The 22,680-nt window shown below is 71.4% G+C and carries 25 protein-coding genes; 16 read left to right on the top strand and 9 right to left on the bottom strand.

Annotated elements, in window-relative coordinates; translation table 11 throughout:
• The first annotated feature begins 385 nt into the window (after window positions 1-385).
• Entirely contained in the window at window positions 386-616 is a 231-nt protein-coding gene (locus I4Q55_RS26400) for a hypothetical protein (protein ID WP_206791321.1), read from the top strand.
• A 7-nt stretch (window positions 617-623) separates the two neighbouring features.
• Here the strand turns inward: I4Q55_RS26400 and I4Q55_RS26395 are convergent, their stop codons facing one another.
• Complete coding sequence (locus I4Q55_RS26395) at window positions 624-2,165, bottom strand: FAD-binding oxidoreductase (protein WP_206791319.1); 1,542 nt, start codon at window positions 2,163-2,165, stop codon at window positions 624-626.
• An 81-nt stretch (window positions 2,166-2,246) separates the two neighbouring features.
• Here I4Q55_RS26395 and I4Q55_RS26390 point away from each other — a divergent pair, with 81 nt between their 5' ends.
• From I4Q55_RS26390 to I4Q55_RS26380, 3 genes are all read left to right on the top strand, one after another.
• Complete coding sequence (locus I4Q55_RS26390) at window positions 2,247-3,059, top strand: TetR/AcrR family transcriptional regulator (RefSeq protein WP_206791317.1); 813 nt, start codon at window positions 2,247-2,249, stop codon at window positions 3,057-3,059.
• A gap of 62 nt (window positions 3,060-3,121) precedes the next feature.
• Window positions 3,122-3,604, top strand: a complete 483-nt coding sequence (locus tag I4Q55_RS26385; protein ID WP_206791316.1) for a hypothetical protein — start codon at window positions 3,122-3,124, stop codon at window positions 3,602-3,604.
• The gene (locus tag I4Q55_RS26380; RefSeq protein ID WP_206791314.1) at window positions 3,592-4,029 is read left to right on the top strand and encodes a PPOX class F420-dependent oxidoreductase; all 438 of its coding nucleotides are present in this window, start codon (window positions 3,592-3,594) and stop codon (window positions 4,027-4,029) included. Before I4Q55_RS26385 ends, I4Q55_RS26380 begins: the two co-directional genes overlap by 13 nt.
• 1 nt (window position 4,030) lies before the next feature.
• Here I4Q55_RS26380 and I4Q55_RS26375 read toward each other — a convergent pair whose 3' ends face one another.
• Together I4Q55_RS26375 and I4Q55_RS26370 are read right to left on the bottom strand one after the other, a co-directional pair.
• A complete protein-coding gene (locus I4Q55_RS26375) occupies window positions 4,031-5,371 on the bottom strand; it encodes a serine/threonine-protein kinase (protein ID WP_206791312.1) in 1,341 nt (446 codons plus the stop codon).
• Window positions 5,372-5,397: 26 nt separating this feature from the next.
• Window positions 5,398-5,976 (bottom strand): hypothetical protein, encoded by a 579-nt coding sequence (locus tag I4Q55_RS26370; protein WP_206791310.1) that lies wholly within the window; start codon window positions 5,974-5,976, stop codon window positions 5,398-5,400.
• 387 nt (window positions 5,977-6,363) lie between these two features.
• Between I4Q55_RS26370 and I4Q55_RS26365 the strand changes: the two genes are divergently transcribed.
• Genes I4Q55_RS26365 through I4Q55_RS26350 form a run of 4 tightly spaced genes read left to right on the top strand, consistent with a single transcriptional unit; the run spans window position 6,364 to window position 9,341 of the window.
• Window positions 6,364-7,284, top strand: coding sequence for an endonuclease/exonuclease/phosphatase family protein (locus I4Q55_RS26365; protein WP_206791308.1), 921 nt, complete (start codon window positions 6,364-6,366; stop codon window positions 7,282-7,284).
• 55 nt (window positions 7,285-7,339) lie between these two features.
• A complete protein-coding gene (locus I4Q55_RS26360; RefSeq protein ID WP_206791306.1) occupies window positions 7,340-7,708 on the top strand; it encodes a peptidoglycan-binding protein in 369 nt (122 codons plus the stop codon).
• A gap of 26 nt (window positions 7,709-7,734) precedes the next feature.
• Window positions 7,735-8,367, top strand: coding sequence for a hypothetical protein (locus I4Q55_RS26355; RefSeq protein WP_206791304.1), 633 nt, complete (start codon window positions 7,735-7,737; stop codon window positions 8,365-8,367).
• Window positions 8,364-9,341, top strand: coding sequence for a hypothetical protein (locus tag I4Q55_RS26350; RefSeq protein WP_206791303.1), 978 nt, complete (start codon window positions 8,364-8,366; stop codon window positions 9,339-9,341). Before I4Q55_RS26355 ends, I4Q55_RS26350 begins: the two co-directional genes overlap by 4 nt.
• Here I4Q55_RS26350 and I4Q55_RS26345 read toward each other — a convergent pair.
• The 4 genes from I4Q55_RS26345 to I4Q55_RS26330 form a co-directional block, all read right to left on the bottom strand.
• Window positions 9,255-10,808 (bottom strand): amidase, encoded by a 1,554-nt coding sequence (locus I4Q55_RS26345; protein ID WP_206791302.1) that lies wholly within the window; start codon window positions 10,806-10,808, stop codon window positions 9,255-9,257. The genes I4Q55_RS26350 and I4Q55_RS26345 overlap by 87 nt on opposite strands.
• Before the next feature lie 264 nt (window positions 10,809-11,072).
• Window positions 11,073-11,267: a hypothetical protein gene (locus I4Q55_RS26340; protein ID WP_206791301.1), complete on the bottom strand. Its 195-nt coding sequence runs from the start codon at window positions 11,265-11,267 to the stop codon at window positions 11,073-11,075.
• A gap of 432 nt (window positions 11,268-11,699) precedes the next feature.
• Entirely contained in the window at window positions 11,700-12,260 is a 561-nt protein-coding gene (locus I4Q55_RS26335; protein WP_242546741.1) for a phosphoribosyltransferase family protein, read from the bottom strand.
• 88 nt (window positions 12,261-12,348) lie between these two features.
• Window positions 12,349-12,723 carry an STAS domain-containing protein gene (locus tag I4Q55_RS26330; protein WP_206791300.1) on the bottom strand — a complete coding sequence of 125 codons (375 nt, stop codon included), beginning with the start codon at window positions 12,721-12,723 and terminating at the stop codon, window positions 12,349-12,351.
• Between the two features lie 252 nt (window positions 12,724-12,975).
• Between I4Q55_RS26330 and I4Q55_RS26325 the strand changes: the two genes are divergently transcribed.
• A complete protein-coding gene (locus I4Q55_RS26325; RefSeq protein WP_206791299.1) occupies window positions 12,976-13,869 on the top strand; it encodes a TIGR03619 family F420-dependent LLM class oxidoreductase in 894 nt (297 codons plus the stop codon).
• A 64-nt stretch (window positions 13,870-13,933) separates the two neighbouring features.
• Here I4Q55_RS26325 and I4Q55_RS26320 read toward each other — a convergent pair whose 3' ends face one another.
• Window positions 13,934-14,509 (bottom strand): hypothetical protein, encoded by a 576-nt coding sequence (locus I4Q55_RS26320; protein ID WP_206791298.1) that lies wholly within the window; start codon window positions 14,507-14,509, stop codon window positions 13,934-13,936.
• A 219-nt stretch (window positions 14,510-14,728) separates the two neighbouring features.
• On the opposite strand from I4Q55_RS26320, the gene I4Q55_RS26315 reads away from it, so the two are divergent.
• A complete protein-coding gene (locus I4Q55_RS26315) occupies window positions 14,729-16,933 on the top strand; it encodes a choice-of-anchor P family protein (protein ID WP_206791297.1) in 2,205 nt (734 codons plus the stop codon).
• 37 nt (window positions 16,934-16,970) lie between these two features.
• Here the strand turns inward: I4Q55_RS26315 and I4Q55_RS26310 are convergent, their stop codons facing one another.
• A complete protein-coding gene (locus tag I4Q55_RS26310) occupies window positions 16,971-17,423 on the bottom strand; it encodes a MarR family transcriptional regulator (RefSeq protein ID WP_307793307.1) in 453 nt (150 codons plus the stop codon).
• A 95-nt stretch (window positions 17,424-17,518) separates the two neighbouring features.
• Here I4Q55_RS26310 and I4Q55_RS26305 point away from each other — a divergent pair, with 95 nt between their 5' ends.
• The 6 genes from I4Q55_RS26305 to I4Q55_RS26280 all read left to right on the top strand — a co-directional run bounded on the left by I4Q55_RS26305 (window position 17,519) and on the right by I4Q55_RS26280 (window position 22,613).
• Complete coding sequence (locus tag I4Q55_RS26305) at window positions 17,519-18,997, top strand: carboxylesterase/lipase family protein (protein WP_206791296.1); 1,479 nt, start codon at window positions 17,519-17,521, stop codon at window positions 18,995-18,997.
• Between the two features lie 47 nt (window positions 18,998-19,044).
• Entirely contained in the window at window positions 19,045-19,497 is a 453-nt protein-coding gene (locus I4Q55_RS26300) for a hypothetical protein (protein WP_206791295.1), read from the top strand.
• 10 nt (window positions 19,498-19,507) lie between these two features.
• Window positions 19,508-20,146, top strand: coding sequence for a hypothetical protein (locus tag I4Q55_RS26295; RefSeq protein WP_206791293.1), 639 nt, complete (start codon window positions 19,508-19,510; stop codon window positions 20,144-20,146).
• The gene (locus I4Q55_RS26290; protein ID WP_206791291.1) at window positions 20,143-21,123 is read left to right on the top strand and encodes a hypothetical protein; all 981 of its coding nucleotides are present in this window, start codon (window positions 20,143-20,145) and stop codon (window positions 21,121-21,123) included. Before I4Q55_RS26295 ends, I4Q55_RS26290 begins: the two co-directional genes overlap by 4 nt.
• A complete protein-coding gene (locus I4Q55_RS26285) occupies window positions 21,120-21,761 on the top strand; it encodes a hypothetical protein (RefSeq protein WP_206791289.1) in 642 nt (213 codons plus the stop codon). Before I4Q55_RS26290 ends, I4Q55_RS26285 begins: the two co-directional genes overlap by 4 nt.
• A 192-nt stretch (window positions 21,762-21,953) precedes the next feature.
• Window positions 21,954-22,613 carry a lytic polysaccharide monooxygenase gene (locus I4Q55_RS26280; protein ID WP_206791288.1) on the top strand — a complete coding sequence of 220 codons (660 nt, stop codon included), beginning with the start codon at window positions 21,954-21,956 and terminating at the stop codon, window positions 22,611-22,613.
• Window positions 22,614-22,680 lie beyond the last annotated feature (67 nt).

Here is a 22,680-nt window from a genome sequence, read left to right as displayed (position 1 = left end):
CCGCGACCGGCGCAGCTGCGGCGATACCGGGCAGTTGCGTCACCACAAGCGCGGCGGTCAGCGCCAGAACGTTGACCGCACGAACAGATCTTCGAGGTCGTTGACTCATCGCTAAGTCCCTCCCGAATAATACAGACGCCCACGTCGTCGTGGATGCCCATCAGGAGTCGCGGCACGCATCGGACATGTTACCAAATGCGATCTACGAATATTTCTTTCAAAATAGGGCACATACGCAAACCAGGTCAACCGAATGGCATTCGGGTGACGCACTACGGCAAACTGATGAAGGGGCTCGTGAATTTGCCGGCGGTTCTGACGCAATGCCACGTAGCAAGCCGCGGCGTCCGCCGTCGGCGACCATAACGGCAGGGACGTCCGGCGGGTGCGTGGTGGCCCCTTCGGTTCCGCTCTGGCGGTACTGCTCGGAGTCATCGCGCCCTGGCTGATCCGGCTCGGTCTGCGGCCGTCGACCCGGATCGAGCACACGCCGGAGGTGATCGCGGGCGGTGATTTCGACTGCCGCCGCCGGCTCGAGCGCGACGGCATCGACGGTTCCGGCGTCGCCACGCTTCCGCACGCCCGCGCGGTGCCGGACTCCGTGCCGGACCGGTGACCAGCCCTCACGCCCGGCGGACCGAAAGCGCGTGCCGGAACACGTCCCGCGGGTCCCAGTGCGCCTTGACCGCCTGCAGCCGGGCATAGCGGTCGCCGTAGTAGAGGGCGGACCACGGCCGGCCGGACCGGTTCCAGGCCGGGTCGGCGAGGTCGACGTCCGGGTAGTTGATGTAGGCGCCGCCCGCCGGCACGCCGTGGGTGTCCGCGTACATGTCGCGGTAGAACTCGCGAAGCCGGCCCAAGTGCCGGTCGTCCTCGGCGGGGTCGGTCCAGCCGGTGAGGTAGAAGAGCAGCATCGTCGCGTCACGCCGGGCGGTCGCGGTGGCGGCGGGCGGCACGGAGTTGATCGCGCCACCGTAGGTGTTGAGGCTCATTGACCTGGCCGGCGCGTCATCGCCGACGAGGGCGAGGTGGTGGTACGCGGCCGCCAGCTGCCGGCCGGTCAGGCCCGTGCGGTGGAAGGCGGACTTGACCTTCAGCCGCCAGCCTTTGCCGTCGTCGCTGTCCTTCCCCAGCGTCGCGGCCAGCCAGGGCAGCGTCTCCTGGGACCGGACCGGGGTGACGCCGACGCCTGCGCCGACGGCGGTGACGTGCTCGTCCAGCAGCGGTCCGGCGTCGCCGGGGACCTGGCCGGTCAGCAGGTGGGCGCCCGCGGACCGCGAGGTGAGCACGAGTTCGCTGTAAAGCCGCGCTTGCGGCGCGCCGGGCGCGCTGTGGCGCTCGCACCAGGTGCCGAAGTTGCCGGCGAGCCGGTGGAAATCCCGCTCGTCCATGCCCGCCCACGGCCAGGTGACCGTGAAGTTCACCACCCGGGCGGGCGGCTGGGGCAGCGACCGGAACCAGTACCGGGTGACCACGCCGAAGTTGCCCCCGCCGCCTCCGGTGTGCGCCCACCACAGCTCCCGGTGCGGGTCCGCGGGCTCCCGCGAGGCGACCACCGCGCGCACGTCACCGGCCGCGGTGACCACGACGATCTCGATCGCGTGCAGGAAGTCGGCCGCCAGCCCGTGCAGCCGCGACAACCGCCCGTAGCCGCCGCCCGCGATGTGCCCGCCGACGCCGACGCCGGGGCACGAACCACCCGGGATCGTGACGCCCCAGCCGAGGTACAGCCGGCGGTACACCTCACCGAGCGTGGCACCCGCTTCGACCGCGAACGCCGAACGCCGCGGGTCGAAGTACACCCCGGTCAGGCCGGACAGGTCGATCACCACGCGGACCCCGGGGTCGTCGACGAACCCCTCGAACCCGTGCCCGCCCGAGCGCACCGCCACCCGGCGCCGGGAGCGGACCGCCTCCCGGACGGCCTCGACGACCTGCTGGGTCGAGCCGACCACGCGGACCTCGTCGGGGGTGCCCACGAAGCGGCGGTTGCCGCGGCGCACCAGGTCCTCGTACCGCGGATCGCCGGGATGCACGCGGACCGGACCGAGCGGTGGCGCGCAGCCGACGCGCGCGGCGTGCGCCAGTGCCGGTGCCGGCTGGAGGGCGGCGACGGACGCCACCGCGCCGGCCCGGAACAGGTTCCTGCGGCTGTGCTCGCTCATGCCCGCAGCATGCGGGTCGCGCCCGGCCGCCGACGAGTAGATTCGTCACACGAGATGTCGTGACGAAAAGGGAGCCGGGCGATGCCGTGTGTCGAGTGCGGGCACCCCTTGCCGCCCGGCCGGCGGCCGGGACGGCCCCGGCGGTACTGCTCGCGTGCCTGCCAGGCGCGGGCGTACCGGCGGCGGCGCGACCACGGCCCGGCGGCGGCGCACGTCCGGCCGACCGGCTCCCCCACCGTGGCCGACGCCGACCCACGCGACCGGCTGGTCCGCCTCGCGGTCGAAACAGCGGACGCCGCGGGCCTCGACGCCGTCTCCATGCGCGCCCTCGCCGAACGCGCCGGAATGCCCGCCCACGCCCTCTACCGCGCCGTCCGCAACCGGAGCGACCTGCTCGCCGCGATGGCCGAACACGTCGTCGGCCGTCGGATGCCGGACCACCCCGCGCCGGCCGACCCGCGCGACCGGCTCGACCGGCTCGCCCGCGACGAGTGGGCGATGTACCGCGGGCACCCGTGGCTGCTGGCGATCCTCGCCACCAACCGGCCACCGACCGGCCCCGCGGTGCTGGCGATGGCCGACCGCACCATCGAGGCGCTGACCGACGCGGGGTACGACCCCGGCGACGCGTTCGCGGCGTACCTCACCCTCAGCGCCTACATCCAGGGCATGGCCCTCCTCATCGACCGCGGGAGCGCCGAAACCCCGTACCGCACCTGGTGGTCCGCGACCGTCAAACGCCTGGAAAGCACCGGCCGCGCCCGGCACCACCCGTGGCTGGCCGCGGTCCGGCACGGCGATCCGGGGGACGCGGACGCGGACCTGGACGCCTGGTTCGATTTCGGGCTGCGGCACCTGCTCGACGGCCTCGCGAACCACCCGGTTCGCCGGTGAGCGCAACGGCCGGGAAGAACGCGACGATACAGAGGGCGGGGTGGCCGAGCCGGAGGTGCGTCATGATCGCGCTGGACACGTTGCTGGACGAAGCGGGGCTGCGGCCGGGGACGGCGACCTGGGCCGCGGTCCTCGGCGTGCTGGCCGGGACCGGGACGCTCATCGGCAGCGTGCCGGCCGGCGTGGTCCTGGCCGGGGCGAGCTGGTTCGTGCTCCTCGCCGGGACGGTGGTCGTCGCCCAGGTGGTGGCCGCGGTGTTGCTGATCGTGGGCGGAGTACGGCTCGGCACCGGCGCCGGCCGCGGAGCGTTGATCACCGGTGCCGCGCTGGAGCTCGGGGTCTGCGCGGGCTACCTGGTCCATGCCGTGACCGTGGTGGCGTCCGACGCCGGCGAACCGCCGGCCGCGGTTGTGGCGTTCGTGGCCGTCCCCGTGGTCGTGGCCGCCGCCGCGACGTCAAGCCTGGTGCTGGCGCTGCGCCCGGCGACCACCGAGTATTTGCTCTTCAAGCAACGACTTCGCCGGAGGGCCACATGGATGGGTTGAGCGAGCAGGTCCTGGCCAGGGTGGCGGCGCCGAACATCTGGCATCTGGCCACGGTGAACCGGGACGGTTCGCCGCACGTCTCGCCGATGTGGGTTGACGTCGAGGGCGGCTACCTCGTGTTCAATACCGCGGTCGGCCGCGTGAAGGAAGAGAACCTGCGCCGTGATCCCCGGGTGTCGCTGTCGTGCGTGGATCCGGGCAATCCCTACGACCGAGTCGTGGTTCACGGCCGGGTCGTCGAGTTCGTCGAGGGCGACGAGGCGGATCGCTGCATGGACCGGCTGGCGAAGAAGTACGTCGGGACCGACCGGTTCGAATGGCGGATCGCCGGGGAGCGGCGGGTCAAGATGCTCGTCGAGCCGACCCGCGTTCGCCACGTTGTCGGTGTCGAGCCCTTCCGGCCCGGAATCCTGCCGGAAGCGTGACTCAGCAGTGCGCGACCCACCGGTGCGACAACGGTGCGTAGGTGCCTGCCAGGTTTCCTTGCTGGTTCACGCCGGTGCAGCCCGTGCGCCGGGTGGGGCGGGAAAGGTCGTAGCCCACCGGGGTGAAGCCGGCGCCGCGGTAGTACGCCACGTCGTGGTGCTCGGTCCGCTCCTGGTTGTTGTTGAAGATCGATCGCACCGGTTGCTCCCTCGTCCACCAGCACGTCTCCTCGCCGGCGAGCCAATCGGGGTCGTCGCCGGTCCAGCTGCACATCTCGCCGGTCCCGTTGGGCTCGCTGAAGAAGCACACCGACCCGGCCGGACAGCGGTGGTACCCGTAGGCCGGACCTTCGTCCCCGGCCAGGTAAGCGCTGACCACCAGCACCGCCGTGGCGATGGCCGCGGCCACCGTGGCGGGCCGCCGCCACCGGCGCGGACGCAACCGTGGCAGGCGGGGAGCGCGGGCGCGACCCGTGATCCGTTCGATCCGCCGCAGGAGCGAAGCAGCGTCGTGGGCCGCGCGTTTCTCGTGGGTGGGGGAAAGGCAGTCGGTGACGATCGGCCGCCACACCTCGGGGAGGTCGGGGGAAAGCCGCAGCGGCTCGCGGCCGCACGCGTAGCGCACGAGCGCGTCCCGGCGCGCCGCCGCCGTGCCGCCGGGCAGCGGAAGCGACCCGGTCAGCACCAGGTGCGCGAGGACGCCGAAAGCCCAGATGTCCGTGCTCGGCCGGATGGCGCGGCCGCGCTCCCCGACTTCGGACCACACGAGCTCGGGCGGCGTGTAGTCCAAGGTGCCGAAGGCGGGAGTGTAGGCGTGGGTTCCGGCCAGCTCGGCGGCGAGGTTGAAGTCCGCGAGCCGCACCGTGCCGTCCTTCATGAGCAGCACGTTGGCGGGCTTGAGGTCTCCGTGCACCCAGCCCGCGTGGTGCAGGTGGAGCAGTCCTTCGCACACCTGCGCCAGGACGTCCTCCGCGGCCGGCGGCGGCAGGCGGCGTGTCAGCAGGGTGTCCAGCGACCCCTCGGCCCGCTCCAGCACGACGGCGGTCGCACCGTCCAGCCCGGGACGGTCGGGGGCGTCGACCGTCACCACCTCGTACATCCGGATCAGGCGGGGGCTGCGCAGCTTGCCCAGCAGTTTCACCTCGCCCGTGGCGAGCTCACGCAGGTACTGCGCGTGGCGCGGCGTGTGGGTGCCGGTGGGCAGGATCTTCAGCGCGGCGACGTCGGGAAAACGGGTGTCCTCGGTCGCGCGGTGCGCGGTGTAGACGCTGCTGAACGAGCCGCTGGCCAGCACGCCGCGTACCTTCCAGCGGCCCACCCGCAGGCCGGTGGCCGTCGGCACGGGCTCCCCCGGAAGCGTGCCGCCGGTCATCGCAGAACGGCCTCGCGCGGTGCGTTCAGGCGGCCGAGATCGTGCTCGCCGACCAGGTCGAACCGCAGCGCCAGGGACACCAGCGACTCCTTCTTGCCGTTGACGCGGCGGCTGGGATCCGCCGACTCGGGCCCGGGCTTGAGGCGGGTCTTCACGGCCAGGTAGTCGACGTTCCACTGCACGGAGGCCCGGTTGACGGCCGGCCAGACCGGGCGCAACCGCTCGACGAGCTGGTCGGCGGTGGGAAGCGGCGCGTGGGGCGCGCCGCGCAGGCGGGGCTCGCACAGGGCGACGAGCACGAGGAAGTACCGCTTGCTCCGATCGAGCGGGAAGGCCGCGACGGTCGGGTCGCCGGTGGGCTCGACGCGTTCGTCGAGGTACTCGTGACGCGGCGCCCACACGTCGATGGCGAGCAGGTCACCGGCGGCGGGGAGCACGATGCGGGAGAACTCGAACGGCACCGGTGCCTCGATCCGGCCCGGGCCGACCTTGATGTGCTCGCCCGCCCCTTCGGGGTTTTCGACGACGTACGTCTGGGTCCTGCTGCGGTTGGTCAAGGTCCAGTGCGTGCTCACCGCCGAGATCGTGCCCGCACGTCTCGACACCCCGTGGTGGGCGATTGTCAGGCAGCGACCGCGGCCTGCTCGCGGTTCCGCGTGCCCGCGGCCGAATTCCACGGATTCGTCCGGAGCGAGCCGGACCTGTCCCCCGACATCATCCGCGGGCACCACAATAATACTGAACACAATTATCCCCCCACTGCCTCATCATGTCGATTCCGACCGCTCGCGAAAGATCGGATTCCCGGGTTGAATACTACCCCCGCGACCCGGTGTGCGCGGCCGAACCGACGCGGATCGGCTGCCGGCGCAACCTCGAATGTCCGAGGTTCCGCAGGCCACCCGCCTCGGCCAAACTGGCGCAATATCATCACCAGCTTTCCGCGAAACAGGAGTCCGACAGTGAGGATATCGCCGATTCGCCTGCCCTTGTTCGCCGCCGTGCTCGCCGTGGCGTCGGTCGCCGTGCCGCCGGTGGCGCACGCCGCCGTGAGCTTCCAGGTCGGCACGTTCAACATGGCCGGCGGCAACCCGGAGCACGGCCCGAAAGGGGACGAGGCGCCGGAGGCGCTGGTGCGCAGTGTCAACGACCGGAATCCCGCGTTCGTCACCTTGCAGGAGGCGTGTCGCGACTGGGCGGCCTACCTGGACGACCACCTGCCGAACCACACCGTCAAGTTCGACCCCGTGGTCGACGGTGACGGATCCGTCGCGCGGTGCAGGCACGACAGCGATTTCGGCAATGCCGTTCTGTACCGCAACGACCTCGGGCCGGATGTGGCCCAGGCCGAGGGCCACAGCCTGGACTCGCCAGCCAGGACCGAGCAGCGCGAAATGCTGTGCGTACGTTTCGAGTCCACTTCCGTGACCGCCTGCTCGGTCCATTTGACCGCCGGCGGCGGCGACACGAACGCCGCCGCGCGGCGAACCGAGGCGGAGCGCGCCCGGGAGTTCCTTTCCACCACATACGCGGGCAGCACGCACTTCGTCGGGGGCGACCTCAACGAATCGCCGTTGTCCGGCGCGACCGGCGTCTTCTACGACACCGGCTACGACTTCGGCGCCACCGGCGGCTACAAGGAAGTGGACAGCCCGTGCGGCAATGACATCGACGACGGTTTCCCGGTCGGCGGGCCGCCGTACTTCGTCTTCTGCCGCGACGGGGAAAGGACACACGACGACTGGATCTTCGAGGAGGGCAGCCCGGTCGGCCAGAAAATCGACTTCGTCTTCGTGACACCGACGGTCACGGTCCAGTCGGCCGACGCCACCTTCGCCATCCACTCCGACCACGACCCGCTCTGGGCGGACGTCTCGTTCTGACCACGCTCGGCACAGCCAAGGAAATCCGTCCGAAATCCACCGAAGGGGAGTCACCATGCTGAAACGAATCCTGGTCGCGGCGAGCATCGGGGTCGCGTCGCTGACGACGACCGTCGTCGCGGCCGGCCCGGCCGGCGCCACGACGCAAAGCGAGGTCTCGGTCGCCGCACCGTGCCCGTACTCCGGCTCGCACCCGTCGCTGGCCATCAACAGCAACGGCGAGCCGGTCCGGCACCTGCAGTGCCTGCTGAACCGGGTCTGGGGTTACACGAACGTCGCCATGGACGCGCAGTTCGGGCCCATCACCCAGTCCGCGGTCATCGCCCACCAGCGGGACTGCGGGATCACGGCGGACGGCATCGTCGGGCCGGTGACGTGGAGCCGCCTGCACCCGGACACGACGACGCAGCAGTGCATCGACTGAATCCACCGGGGGAAACCATGAATCGGTTGGCACACCGCATCGTCACCTGCCTCGGCATGGCCGTGGTCCTGGTGACCGCCGGCCTGCTGTCCGCCACGCCGGCCCAGGCCCGTGACGTCAACTTGTGGTTCAACCACCAGTTCTACGGCGGGGGCGACGCCTTCGACACGTACGACTACTCGCAGAAGACACGATCGGAGGACTACGTCGACTGGCCGGTGTCGCTGATCTTCTTCAACAACGCCACCGTCCCGAAGGTCAAGGCGCCGCTCAGCTCGGTGATGCCGCACACGGGCAGCCTCAAGTACGCCTGGGTCCGCGGCAGCTGGGACCAGGACCGGGGCATCAAGCAGTACCCGGGGCAGTGTGAAGAGTGGGCACCCGTCAACTACCACATGCGGGTGTACGCGCCGTCGAACACCGACCGGATGTACAACACGTACTACGGCTACTTCGTGGTGGCCACGACGCACATGGACTACCGCGAGGGCTGCTCGGGCCAGTGGTTCGGCGAGAGCGAGGCGGCCGAGGACTTCGTGCTCAGGGAATTCGTCAACCGCGGTTACCACTACTGGTCGGACTGGACGTACCTGGGCAACGCCGAGAACAACGGCCACCTCCAGAGCAACGGCCGCGCCAGCGAGGTATCCATTCCATGAAACGCGCGTTCGTTCGGCCGGCCGTGATCGTCCTGCTGAGCGTGGCGTCGCTGACGGCGGTGCCCGGGCACGCGGGTGCCCGGGCACCGGCCGGCGGCGGGGCCTGCCAGTCGCTGACCCGGCTCGGCGCGGGGACGGTCGAGCGGGGGCCGTTCAGCGCCACGGTCCCCGAGGTGGCCGCGGCCGACTTCACCCTGCCGGCCGGTGCCGCGCAGGGGCCCGCCACCTGGTACCTCTTCCACCTGCACACCGGTGTCGACTTCGCCGCCGGGTCGGCCGGCACCGCCGTGGTTTCGGCGGCGATCAACGGGCGGACGGCCGCGCAGGTGCAGCTCACGTCGTCCGGAACCGACGTCGAGTGGAGCACGGTGTCGGCCGCCGAGCCGGCGCGCGTCGAGCAGGTGCCCGGCCGCTCGGCCGAGGTGACGATGACGAACTTCCCGCAGCAGGCGGCTATCCGGGGTGGGCGGAACCGGCTCACCTTCACCGTCGAGGTCGCCGAGGGTGCCGTCGTCGAGCGGGTGCGGTTCTTCGGCGACACGTGCCTCGAGCCGACCACCCGGTCACCGGAGTCGCTGGAGGTCAGCAGCCGGTACGCCCCGGCGGCGGTCCGCGCCGGCGAGGAGTTCACCGTCTTCGTCCGCGTCCGCAACGCCGGGACGACGCCGATCGGGACGGTCCGCGTCACAGCTCGTCCGCCCGCGGACGGGCTCCAGGCGGTCGACAGCGCGGCACAGGTCAGGAGCGACCTGAGCGGCGAGTGGGTCGCCGAACTGCGCTACCGCGCCGGGGCAGCCGGGAAGTACACGGTGCACGTGGACATCGGCACGGCGATCTCACCGTTCGTCGGGGACAACAAGGTCGCCGTCGAGGTGCGCGAAGCGGCGTCACCGGTGGTGCCGTGGCTGATCGGTGCGGCGGTCGTGCTGGTCCTGGCGCTGCTCGCCGGGGCCGGGTTCCTCCGGCGCCGCTGACTTCGGCGCCACTGACTCCGGCGGCGCCCGGAAGCCACCGAGCTGCTCCGCCAGCAGTTCGGCCAGCCGCAGCGGGGTGCGGTCCTCGTACATCGGGCCGATGAGCTGCACGCCGACCGGCAGGCCCGCCGGGGAGTGGCCCGCGGGGATCGCCGTGGCCGGCAGGCCGGGCATCGTCGCCAGGCCGGCCCAGACGACCTGATCGAAGTACGGGTGCTCGGCGCCGTCGACGTCGATGCGCCGCGCCATCGGGTTGGGGGTGTGGTCGTGGGGGAACGCCGGGGTCGGGGTGATCGGGCACACCACCGCGTCGAACTCCGCGAACAGCTGCCGCCAGGCGTGCCGGTGGCGTTCGCGGCCGTTGTGCGCCGCCAGCCAGTCACGGTGGCTGAACTGCAGGGCGCGCAGCCGTACCGCGTCCAGGCTTCGGTCGTCCGGGCTCAGCCCGGCCGCGCGGGTGCGCAGCTGCTCGTCCGATTCGAGGGGGAACCGCGCCACCGAACCCGAGATCAGCAGCTGCATGTACAGCGTCGCCGCTTCGGTCAGGTCGGGCAGCAGGGGGCTGTGCCGTTCGACGCGGGCGCCGCCGCCGGTGAGCGCGGTCGCCACCCGGTGCACGGCCGCCCGTACGGCCGCCGCCGTCGGGATGAGCGGGTGCTCGTCGAGGACCAGGACCCGGAAGCCGCCGAGCCGCTCGTGGCGGGCCGGTGGCAGCGCCAGCCGGTGCGCCACGCCGTACGTCAACGGGTCCGGGCCGGCCATGACGTCGAGCAGGAGCGTGAGGTCGCGGGCACTGCGGGCCATCGGGCCGACGACGGCGAGGTCGTGGTCGACCGGCAGGGCCGGGTCGGACGGCGGGACCATGCCGCGGGCGGCCGCCAGACCGAGCGTCGGCTTGTGCGCGTAGACCCCGCAGAAATGCGCGGGGGTGCGCAAAGAACCCGCGATGTCGGAGGCGATGGACAGCGCGCCGAACCCGGACGCCAGCGCCGCCGCCGAGCCGCCGGACGATCCGCCCGGCGTGCGATCGTGCGCCCACGGGTTCTTGGTGGTGCCGTAGATTTCGTTGAAGCTCTGGATGTCCTGCAGCCCCAACGGCACGTTGGTCTTGCCGAGCACCACCGCGCCCGCGGCCTTGAGCCGGGTCACCTGGACAGCGTCCTCGGCCGGCACGTGGTCCCGGTACGGCGGCATGCCCCAGGTCGTGGGCAGGCCGGCGACGTCGTAGGACTCCTTGACCGTCACCGGAACACCGAGCAGCGGCCGGTCTTCACCACGCGCGCGTGCCTCGTCGGCGCGCCGTGCGGCGGCCCGCGCGCGGTCGAAGTCCGGCACGCAGATCGCGTTGATCACCTCGTCGTCGCGTTCGACGCGGACGATGGCGTCGTCGGTCAGTTCCACCGACGTGACCACACCGGCGCGCAACGCGGCAATCGACTCTTCGGCCGTTGTGAAACTCCATTCCATGAATTCGACGCTAACGGCATGCCTTGGGGGGCACAAAATTCGTATTCGCGCAAACGAAACCGACGCAGGGCACAAAAATTCTCGAATGGCAATGACCGCGGCACCGCGCCGGCAGGTCGGCTCCCGGCGCCGGGGCGGCCGCACGGGGTGCGCGAGCGCCGTCTCCCCCGCGCTCGCGGCCCGGGCGCGTGCGCTGGGGCAGCCTCGGTACCGGTGACCGGAGGGGTCGCGGCCTGCCCGCCGCGGCCCCTCCGGTCCGCTCGGTCAGCCGCGCGGGCCGACCACGCCGGCGATCGTGCCGATGATCGCCTGCGTCTCCGCGGGTCGCAGGATGAAGGCGAGCGCTCCCAGGGCGGCGAGCGCGATCGTGAAGACGCCGCCCGCGATGGTGAACCGCATGGCCTCGCGGGAGGTCTTCGGTTCGCGGAGGACGGCCAGCAGGAAGGACCAGAAGTTCACAGGTCCCCGACGCGGCGAGTTCGCCGGGTCGAACGAGCCGCGCCTCCGGGATCTTCGGGTAACGGTAGGCAAAGAGATCCTCTCTCCGATTCGAGGGCATTGAACGTGCCGGTGCTGCCACTTCGCGCCGTTGCCAGGCAGCCACCGCGCACGTTTGGAGTATCGCGCTTTCCCTGAGTAAGTGCCAACACTGCGACACTCAGATGATTCGCGCCCTCATTCGAGTGAAGATCACGATATTCCGACCACGAAAAGTGAGTTACCTCGACGACTTCCCTCTCTCGGTGTGTAACGCTCAGCCCCTTCGACGATTAATCACCAACGCGCCGACGCCGCAGCGTGAAGACGATCTTGCGTTTCCGTTGGCAAAATTCCGGCGCGGCTCACCCACGCGCGGGTTCAGGCGACGGCGCCGGCCAGTGACCACGGGCCTCAGAGTTCCCTGACGTGCAGCAACGAGCGGACATCCAGCTCACGGCGCACCCGGCTGCTCGGCAACGCGTCGACCACCACCGCTGCGCCGAGCCAGGTGGCCTCGGCTTCCTGGGTGAGGAGGTGGGCGCTGTGGGCCTGGCCGCCGGTTTCGATCCAGTCGTCGACGAACAGCACACGGTCGGCGCCGGTGATCAGGTGCTTGCGGAAGCCGAGGCTGAGGTGGCGGTCCTGGTAGTCGGGCGGTGTCGTCCGGCGCAGCCAGGCGTCGCTGTCGCCGGATGCCGCCCGGTTCTTGCGCACTTCGACGAAGCCGACGTGGAGGTGCAGGGCCACCAACGGCCCCAGGAGACAGCCGCGGGATTCCGGGCCGAGGACGACTGTGGGCTCCCGGTCGGCGAACAGCCGGCCGAGCGCGGGGCCGAGCTTCGCGAGCAGGTCGGGCCGGCGCCACCACCCCGTCACGTCGGCGTAGCTGTGCCGGTCCGTGCGGTCGCCGCGCCACCGGAAAGCACTGCGGAGCTCCGACTTCACCTCCTCACGCGCCACGTCCGCGGTCATCGCTCCATGGTCGCTCCGGCCGCAGCCAGGGGCAATCGGATTACCTGACCCGGTGCTGTCCGAAAAGGACGGCCCGCGTCGGCGCCGGTCAAGCCGGTTCGAGGGCTTCGGTGAAGCGCAGCGGCAGGAGGTGGATGACGCGCAGTGCGCGGCCGGTGGCGTCGACGCGCACGGTGCAGGCGATGCCCCGCCCGGTGGCGAGCAGGTAGCCGTGCTCGACGGCCGCGAGGCCCGTCGCGCTGAGGAAGCGCACGCCGCGCAGGTCGATCACGAGGTGGGTCAGTGTGCTGGTCGCCCTGGCGGTGAGCAGCTCGCGCAAGCGCGGGGCGGTCGCGAGGTCCAGGTCGCCGGCGACTTCGACAATCGCCGTGTCCGGTGCGGGCCGGTGGGTGGTGAGCCGCAGGGCGTCGGGCAGTTCGACGGCCGGGGGGCTGGTGGACAGCGTGCGTTGGCTGGCGGTCATGGTGGCCTGCTTCCGTCGGCCACACCCTAGGTACAACGCTGAAGTGAAATCGCGGCGAGGGCCGCGCGACAACGGATGCCCCGAGCGCAGGGGGGATCTCGTGCCGGCCGTGGTCTCGACCGCGTCACCCCAGCATAAGTCATCCCGGCGCCGGGCGCGGGTCGATCTCCCACATGCTTGAACAAGCAACTAGATGGGGGTAGTAGTGGCATGAGGACCGGCAGGGTCCGTTCACTCTTCAGGGGAGAAGCAATGCCACTTGGTTTCAGCCTTCCGGTGTTCGGCAAGGCGGCGGCCACACCGGGCGGGATCGCGCGGTACGCGCGCGAGGCGGAGCAGGCAGGCGCGGCCGGCCTCTGGGTCGGCGACCGGCTGCTGTCGCCGGTCGCCCCGGTGGTGTCCTACCCGGGCTACGACACGATGCCCGAGGAGTTCCACACCGCCTACGACCCGTTCACCGCGCTGGCGATCGCCGCGGCCGTCACCGAGACCGTGGTCCTCGGCTCCAGCACCATCAACGCGACGCAGTACCAGCCCGCGAACTTCGCCCGGCTGCTGACCAGCATCGACGTCGCGAGCAACGGCCGGCTGCTCCCCGGCCTCGGCATCGGCTGGTCACCCGACGAGTACGCGGCCGTCGGCGTGCCGATGTCCGAGCGCGGCAAGCGGCTCGACGACCTGCTCGACCTGCTCGAGACCTGGTGGACGAAGGACACCGTGTCGCACGAAGGCGTCGGCTACACGGTCGCCGAGTCCCACGTCGCCCTGAAGCCGGTGCGCAAGCCGCCGATCCACCTGGCCGGCTTCGGCGAGAAGTCGCTGCGCCGGGTCGCCGAGCGGGCGGACGGCTGGCTCCCGGTCTGGTCGGTGCCCGAGCAGTTCCCCGCGGACGTGATCACCTCCACGCTGGCGAAGCTCCGCGCCGACGCCGAGCAGGCCGGCCGCGACCCGCGGGCGCTCGGCGTCGCCCTGCGGGTGAACGCCGCCCCCGGCACGGACGCGGAGACCATCGCCGCGTCGGTCACCAAGATCGTGGAGCTCGTCGATCCGGACCACACGTTCGTCGACCTCACGTACCTGACGAGCAGTGTGGACGAGCACCTCGACCTCACCGGCCGGCTGCTGGAGCTGACCGCGAAGGGCTGACCCCGAACCGGTCGTGTCCGAAGTGGACTGACGGTGGGCCGCCGGCCGGATCGGCGGCCCACCGCTAGGAAAGCTCGACCAGGTCCAGCAGCGTCCGCGCGTCACCGATGGCGGCAGCCTCCGCCTGTTCCGTTCCTTCGTCCGGCGCGGACGTGCGGTCCAGTACCAGGACCACATTGGACTTCCGGGCGACGAGCACGACCAGGCTCCCGTGCGCGCTGATCCTGGCCTCGTCGCCGACTCCGCTCAGCGGCGTGTCCGCGCCGAGCGTGTACCCGGCGGACGGCCCGGCGTACCGGGTGACCCGGGAGGCGGCTTCCCGCTGGGCTTCCCCGGTGCCGCTGCTGGTTCCCGTTCGCCGGTACAGCCAGTACCGCGCCTCGACCTCGGGCGATCCGGCCCAGACGCAGTCGGCTCCCTCGACGCCGCCGGGGCCGGTGAGGCGCGCCGGGCTGCCCGGGGGCAGGCCGGGTAACCGCGGGCAGGCGCTCGGCAGCGTCGCCGCCTCGTGCCGGCCCGGCCACCACGCTTCCAGCCACGGCCGGTGGGCCACCGCGAGCGCGGCGACGAGGACCACGACGGCCGGCGCCACACCCCACACGAACCACCGCCGCCACCGGCCCGGCACGGCTGCTGTCATCGGCCCCTCCCGATGTTCCCGGTCACCGGCAGCTTAACCGAACGGGGCAGGCGCGCTGGTCCATCCGGGTGGAAGGGACGCAGCGGAGTTGACCGCCGGCGCACGCGCGCGTTGCCTGGTACTGCCGGACGAGGGGCCCGGCAGGGGGCGCATGGGGGATCAAGCACGCATTCGACTGTCGTGCGCTAACTGAATAACAGCCACTAGGGGGTAGTGGAATTGTTTCATCGGAAACGCTTTTCCCTGGCCATCTTCCTGGCCGCATTACTGGCATTTTCCGGACTCACCACGGTGCAGCCGGCCGCGGCGGCGGACTTCGGCACCAGCGCGATCGGGGATTCGGTGGTCGCCACCATCGTGAACCGCGAAAACCACAATTGCCTGGACAGCGACTACAACGGCAACGTCTACCTCAACCCGTGCGGTGCGCAGAACTACTACCAGCACTGGCAGGCGGTGGGCCACACGCTGGTGAACGTCCAGACCGGCCGCTGCCTCGACAGCAACGACGCCGGTGACGTCTACACCCTGATCTGCAACAACGGCGAGTACCAGCAGTGGGGTGGCGGCGGCGAGCACGTCGTCGGCAACCGGAAGACGCTGCTGGCCGTCACCGCCGTCGACCAGCACGCGGTGCACGCCTACGCCCCGATCGGGCTGGACGAGCAGCTCTGGGACACGCACCTGACCGACGGCGTCTGCGATCCCGACCCGCTGACGATGGTGGTCGACCAGGTCCTCGAAGACGACTGGACGAAGATCCAGGACACGCAGCAGAGCACCGAAGGCATCGCCGGGCCGTGGGACTGGAAGGTGACGACGGGCGTCGGCACGCACGTCACGGCGACGACGTCCGCCTCGGTCGGCGCGGAATTCGCCGTCGGGCAGTTCAAGGCGACGGCGTCGGGCACCATCACCGAAGGCGTCACGCACGACATGATCTACACCGTCGAACGGCCCTTCCACGCCATCATTCCCAAGGGCCAGGTCATGTACGCCAACTACGGCGCGCACCGGCACAACATCCTGTTCCACTGGCACCGCAGCGCGAAGGACTGCACGGATCTGGAAAGCGGGCAGTACAAACTGACGGTTCCGTTCGCGCAGGGTTTCTACTGGCGTTGTGAAACGCGCCTGGATCCCGACTGCCGGCAGAAGATCGAAGCGGCGAACAGCGGGACGCCCAACGCGGCCCGGCTCGCGGCGTCGTTCTACCCGTACTACGAACTGCTCGAACTGGGCCCGCCGACCGAGCCCCCGCCGCCGGTCCGGAAAGCGACCAGCGTCGCCTACACCGGCCCGGTGACGGCGGCCTACCACGACACCGTCGTCGCGTCGGCGAAGGTCACCAGCGAAGGCAGGCCGGTGGGCGCCGGCCTGGTCACCTTCACCCTCGGCCGCGGCAGCTGCGTCGCCGGCGTGAGCCCCTCCGGCACCGCGTCCTGCTCGATCGACATCACGGACACGCCGGGCGCGGCGACGATGCGGGTCGCCTACGGGGGCACGGCGGACTTCTTCCCGAGCTCCACGAGCGCGGCCTTCACCATCACCAAGGCCCCGACGAAGCTCGCCTACACGGGCACCAAGCACATCGCCAACGGTGAGCCCGCCCGCCTGGCCGCCGTGCTGACCGAGAACGGGCGCCGCACCGGCCCGATCGCGGGCCGCCCGGTGCACCTGACCATGGGCCAGGGTGCGACGCAGCAGGCGTGCGACGCGACGACGGACGCCGCCGGGGCCGCGCAGTGCGAGATCCCGTCGCCGGACCAGCCGCTGAACGACACCGCGACCGTGCCGGTCGGGGCGAGCTTCGCCGGCGACGAGTTCTACCTGCCGTCCAGCGACTCGGCGCAGGCCCGGCTGCAGTACTACACCGGGCGGGCCGTCGGGCTCGAGGCCGCGGTGAACCTGCCGCTGCTGCCGCTGAAACTGGGGCCGGCACCGGACACCGGGCCGGTCCGCACGGCCACCGCGTCGCGGACCAGCACGCCGTGCGCCGCGTCGCTCGGTGTGCTGGTGCTCAACGCCCGCGCGCTGTGCCCGCAGGTCACCACCACCCTGAAGCCGGGCACGATCGCGTCCACCGTGCGCGTCGACGACGTCCACGTGGGGCTGCCGGGCCTGCCGGTGATCGACATCGCCGGGCTGACCGCGACGTCCACCAGCACCTGTACCGGGGCGAGCGGTTCGGCGACGATGACACTGAAGATCGCCGGCGCGCAGGTGACCGTGCCGACGCAGCCGAACAGCACGATCCCGCTCGCCGGTGGCGGACGGATCGTCGTCAACGAGCAGAAACCGGTGCCGGGCAGCGACTTCGGGCTGGCCGAAACCGCCGTGCACATCGTGCAGCCGGGGCTGACGGGCAACCTGGTCGACATCGCCATCGGCACCGCGGTGAGCGCGTCGCACCACTGCACCTGACCGGATCGCCCCTCGGACCCGCCCGGTCCGAGGGGCGTCACCCGGTCGGCAGACCGGCCCGCTCGTCCTCCATGTGCTTGCGCAGGACGGCGACGGCCGACGCCAGCTGCTCGAGCGCCTTCCCGGTCAGGGGCCCGGCGAGCCACGTGCCCAGCGCGTCCTCGAAGGCCGGTGTGGCGGCGTCCAGCAACCGGCGGCCCGCTTCGGTGAGGACGAGCAACGAGGAGCGCCGGTTCTCCGGGTTCGGGCGCCGGGCCACCCAGCCGGCGGCTTCCAGCCGGTCGACGCCCTTGCTGGTCGCGCCGACGGTGATCGCCACCTCGTGGGCGAGGTCGCCGACCCGGCAGTGGTCGCGGCCGCCGATGATCCGCAGGAACTCGAACTGGGAGGCGGTGAGGCCGTGCTCGGCCCGCAACCGCTCGCCGACGACGTTGTAGAGCCGCGTCTCGTAGCGGACGAGGTCCGAGAACACCCGCATGACGTCGCTCACACCACTGATCCTTCCCGCAAAGGTCATTCCATGGAATAAACTAGAGCCGAGACCGGCACCCGCGCCGGTCCACGCGCACGGAGGCCTGACCGAAGATGACCGACTCCCCTCTGGTGAACACCGCCGCGGGTGCGCTCCGCGGGACGTCGCTGCCCGGCGGCGGTGCCCTGTTCGCGGGCGTCCCGTTCGCCGCCCCGCCGGTCGGGCCGCTGCGCCTGCGTCCGCCGCGGCCGTGCCCGCCGTGGTCCGGGGTGCGCGACGCTACCCGGTTCGGGCCCGCCGCCGCGCAACGGGTCAGCGCCCTGGTCGCCGGGACACCGGAGTTTCCGGGCAGCGACCTGTGGGCCACGCCCGCGGACAACGGCGAGGACTGCCTGTACCTCAACGTGTGGACGCCGGACACGGGCGGCTGCCGCCCGGTGCTCGTCTGGATCCACGGCGGCGGCTTCGACAGCGGCTCGGCCGGGCTCCCGAACACCGACGGCGCGGCGCTGTCCCGGCTGACCGGTGCCGTGGTGGTAGCCGCGAACTACCGCCTCGGCGCGCTCGGCTACCTGCACGTCCCCGAGCTCGGCGCCACCAACCTCGGCCTCCAGGACCAGGCCGCGGCGCTGCGCTGGGTCCGCGACCACATCGCGGCCTTCGGCGGCGACCCCGGCAACGTCACCGTGGCCGGGCAGTCCGCCGGGGCGTCGTCGATCGGCGCGCTGCTCGCGACGCCCGCCGCGGCGGGCACGTTCCGCCGGGCGATCCTGCAGAGCGGGCACACCGAGCGGGTCGGCACCACCGCCACGGCCGCCGCGATCGCCGCCGACCTGCTCGCCGCGCTCGGGCTCACCGAGGCCGGACAGCTGCTCGACGTGCCGGCCGGGGACATCATCCGGGCGCAGAACGGCGTGGTCGACGCGGACGTCGGCCGGCGCAGCCTGCCCGGCGGACGCGCCTGGGGCCCGGTACTGGACGGCACCGTCCTCCCCCGCCACCCGTACCGGGCCGTCGCCGACGGCGCGGCCGCCGGGATCGACCTGCTCGTCGGCGTCAACCGGGACGAGATGCGGCTTTTCCAGGCCATGCAAGGCCCTCGCTACGCTCCCGCGGACGAGCGGGCACTGCTCGCCGAGATGGGCCGCGCCGGCGTCGCGGCTCCTGAGCGGCTGCTGGCCGCGTACCGGACACCCGGCGCCGGCTTGGCGGCGTCGCGCACGCTGTTCCTCAACGACGCCGCTTACCGGCGCCCGGCGGCCCGGCTCGCCGCGGCCCAGACCGCCGCGGGCGGCCGGGCCCACCTGTACCTGTTTTCCGCCGAACCACAGGGCCCGGTCCTCGGGGCGGGCCACGGCGTCGAGCTCCCGTTGCTGTTCGACCGCGTCGACCCGGCCGACGCGCCGTCGTGCCGCACGCGCGACGAGCTGGTCACGGCCTGGGCGCGGTTCGCCGCCGACGGCGATCCCGGCTGGCCGCGCTACGAACCGGGCTCCCACCCGAACACCCGCCAGTTCGGCGGCACCGCCGAACTGGTCACCGAGCCACCCGCCGGCGACGCCGGGGCCGCGTGGGGGTGTAACGCGGGCTGACCCGTTCGACGACTCCCCGCGGTAACGGGTCCTCGAAGGGTTGTGACTTGCTGGCCGAAGACGCGCACCGGCGGATGACCGAGACGCTGCGACGGGCGGCAGGCGAACCCGAGCCGGACTCGTTCCCCGCGCGGGTGCGGTGGGACCCGGCCGCGCCCGGCGACGAACGCTCCGCCCTGCTCGGGCGATATGCCCGGTGGTGCGGGCGCGGAGCGCGGCTGAAGTCGCGACTCGATCTTTTCGAAGAGGTGCCGGCGGCCGTCTTCGTGGTTTCGGCCGTCGGTGCGCCCCGTTGCCGGTGGGGTGCGGGGAACCTGGGCCCGGTCGTGCTCGCCGGCGGGCTGGCGATGGTCTTCGCGACCGTGATCATCTCGTCCATCGGCGTCTTCGGCGGCGCAGGCCGTGCGGGAGAAGGCTCTCTGGGTCGCGCCCAGCGTGAGCGCGCCGACCTCGTCCGGAGCGTCACCGGTTTGCGCTCCGGAGCCAAGCCGGAGAAGTGAGGAGTGCGGAATGCACCGGATCATGCCGATGTACCTGGTGGTGAACACTTCGCGGTCGATGGCCGGGCGGCTGGTCGAGATCGGGCACGTGCTTACCGCGCTGTCCGACGAACTCCTGGAATCGCCGGTCCTGGGCGATCGGGTGCGGGTCAGCCTGGTGACCTTCGCCGAACACGCCCGGTGCGTTCTCCCGCTTTCCGACCTGACCGAGCTGGCCGAGCCCCCTGTCCTGTCGCCCGGACGGGAAACCCGGTTCGCGCCCGCCTTCCAGTTGCTCGCCCGGCTGACCAGCGCGGACTCGGCCGCCCACCTGGCCGCCGGGGTGTTGTTCGATCGGCCGCTGGTGCTGCTGGTGACCGACGGGGTGCCCGCGGACCGCGGCTGGCGAGAAGCGTTCGACCACTTCTACCGGCAGGCCCACCCCCGCATCATCCTCATCACCGTGGGCGTGGAGCAGTCCCAAGCGCGGGAGATCCTCGATTCCGTGCGGATCTCCGGGATCCGGATGCTCAGCGACTCCCCGGACCAGCCGCTGGCCAGGCAGATCCTGGCCGACCTGATGGCCTACACCGACGAACTCGTGACGTCCCGGGCGATCACCATCAGGAACCCGGGCAACCGGGGCGTGCCGATCGAGGAAATCGAGTGAGCGACGAAGCCTGGCCGCCCGTACCGGCCCGCATCGCGGAAGCCGAAGTCGGGGTCGGCGAACAACTGGCCCGCGGTGGCGCGTCGACCGTCTTCTCGATCGCCGGCCCGCGGAAGACACTGCTGTACAAGAAGTACAGCCGGCCGCGGGACGCCGGGGAACTGGCCGAACTGGTCGGCACGCACGCCGGTTGGGACGCGAAGACCCTCGCCCGGGTCCGGCACACGCTGGCCTGGCCGGTCGCGACGGTGGGCGAGGACGGCCAGGCCGTCGGGGCGCTGGTCGTGCGGGCCGCGGCCGGCTTCCAGTTCACCCTGCCCTCGGGCCGGACGCGGGTCCGCGACTTCAACTTCCTGCTGTACGAAAAGCGGTCCGAGAAACTCGGCGTGCCGCGGGCCACCGATCGCGAGAAGGTCGATCTCCTCCGCGCTCTGGTGGACGTCCTGTCGTGGCTGGACGACCACGGCTTCGTGCACGAGGACCTCGCGTCGCACAACCTCCTGTGGAAACTCGGCCCCGCCGAGGTGTTCGTGCTCGACTGCGACTCGCTGCGGCCGCTCGGCAGCGAAAGCTCCTCGCCGCTCTACACCACGGTCGACTGGACGGACCCCCGCGTGCTCACCGACGAGGTCACACGTCCGGACCGGGCGTCGACGTCGTACGTCCTCGGTCTCCTGGTGCCCCGCGTGCTGATCTCGCCCTCCTGGTACCCGAACGACGCGCTGCCGCCCGAGCGGCTTCCCGCCGCGCTCACCGAGCTGGTCGTCCGGGCGTCCGGGCCCGCGGCGTCCCGGCCGTCGCTGACCGAGTGGGCGCGCGGCCTGGACAAGGCGTCGGCCCAGACCACCGGCACCGTGGTGGAGCCGGCGCCGGTCGGCGACCCGGCCGCCGTGCGGACGGTGGACCGGTGGATCTTCGCGGGCGGGCTGCTGCTCGGCGCGCTCCTGGCGATATTCGTCCTGGCAAGGTTCGTATGAGCACGTCGAAACTGGCCGGGATCTCGGAATGGGCGGCGCAGGCGGCCCAGATCACCACCGGTGTAGCGGGCCTGTCCTACGCCTTCGGCTGGATCCTGATGGCCCGCTTCTACGGTGCACTCGGTGTCGATCCCGAAGACGCCGGGATCACGTTCTCCTGGCTGGTCGCCCGGGCGTTCCTGGTCGGCTTGGTGGCGCTGGCCGCGTTCCTCGCCGTCCGGTGGCTGCAGAACCGGGCGACGTCGGCGCAGCCGACCTGGGTCACCCTCTCCATCGGCACCGGCGTGCGGTCACTGGCGGAGGTGCACCTGTCGCTGCCCGGCCGTCACCTGCTCCGCGGCCTGGCCGGCGCGCTGACCGGATTCGTGGTGGTTTTCCTGGTGGTCCTGCCTTTCCGGCTGGGTGACCGGTTCGCCGGCGACGCGCTGGCCGGCCGCCCGGTGGACTTCGGCGTCCTCGGCACGACGGTGATCAGGGCGCCGGAAGTCCGGCTGTCTTCGGCCGACCCGGCGAAACCGTCACCGGCGACCGGCTGCGTACTGCGGCTGGGCGGGAACGCGGGCACTTCGCTCTTCGTCGCGGGCGGTCGCGTGCTCCGCGTGTCCGACCAGAACGTGACGGTTTCTTCGTCCTGCTGAGCAGGCAGCCGAGTCCCGAAACTTTCGGCGCGAATCCCGTTCTTTTCGAAACCACCCCGGCGGGAAATAACCACAATGCCTTTCCGGCGTTTGGTTGAAGTATGTCCGGATCGGGGTTAAGCTGCTGCCACCCTGGGAGCGCTCCCACATGAACCCACCACCGCTCGTTCTTCCGAGAATGGAGGATCATCCATGCGCAGGCGCACCTTCTCCGGGTCCGGCACCGCACGACGAGGTCTCATCGCCCTCGTCATCGCCGGGCTGTCCTGCCTGTTCGTCGGGGTGCCGACCGCCTCGGCACACGGCACCATCGTCGGCCCCGCGACCCGGGCCTACCAGTGCTGGAAAGACTGGGGCAGCCAGCACACCAACCCCGCCATGCAGCAGCAGGACCCCATGTGCTGGCAGGCTTTCCAGGCCAACGCCGACACCATGTGGAACTGGATGAGCGCGCTGCGGGACGGGCTGCGGGGCAACTTCCAGGGCTCGACGCCCGACGGGCAGCTCTGCAGCAACGGCCTGGCGCGCAACAACTCCCTGAACACCCCCGGCCAGTGGCGGACCACCAGCGTCGGCGCCAACTTCTCGATGCACCTGTACGACCAGGCCAGCCACGGCGCCGACTACTTCCGGGTCTACGTCAGCAAGAACGGGTTCAACCCCGCCACCCAGCGCCTCGGCTGGGGCAACCTGGACTTCATCACGCAGACCGGCCGCTACGCCCCGGCGAAGGACATCACGTTCAACGTCCAGACCTCCGGCTACCGCGGCCACCACATCGTCTTCACGATCTGGCAGGCTTCGCACCTCGACCAGACGTACATGTGGTGCAGTGACGTGAACTTCGGTTGACGCATTCCGGTGGGGGGGCCCGGGGGGAGGGCGAGCCCCCAAACAGGAGGCCCCCCCCCGAGTAGAC

This window comes from Amycolatopsis sp. MtRt-6 (assembly GCF_017308975.1).
GTDB lineage: Bacteria > Actinomycetota > Actinomycetes > Mycobacteriales > Pseudonocardiaceae > Amycolatopsis.
The sequence above is the reverse complement of the archived record's forward strand: the minus strand, read 5'-3'. Positions and strand labels throughout refer to the sequence as shown.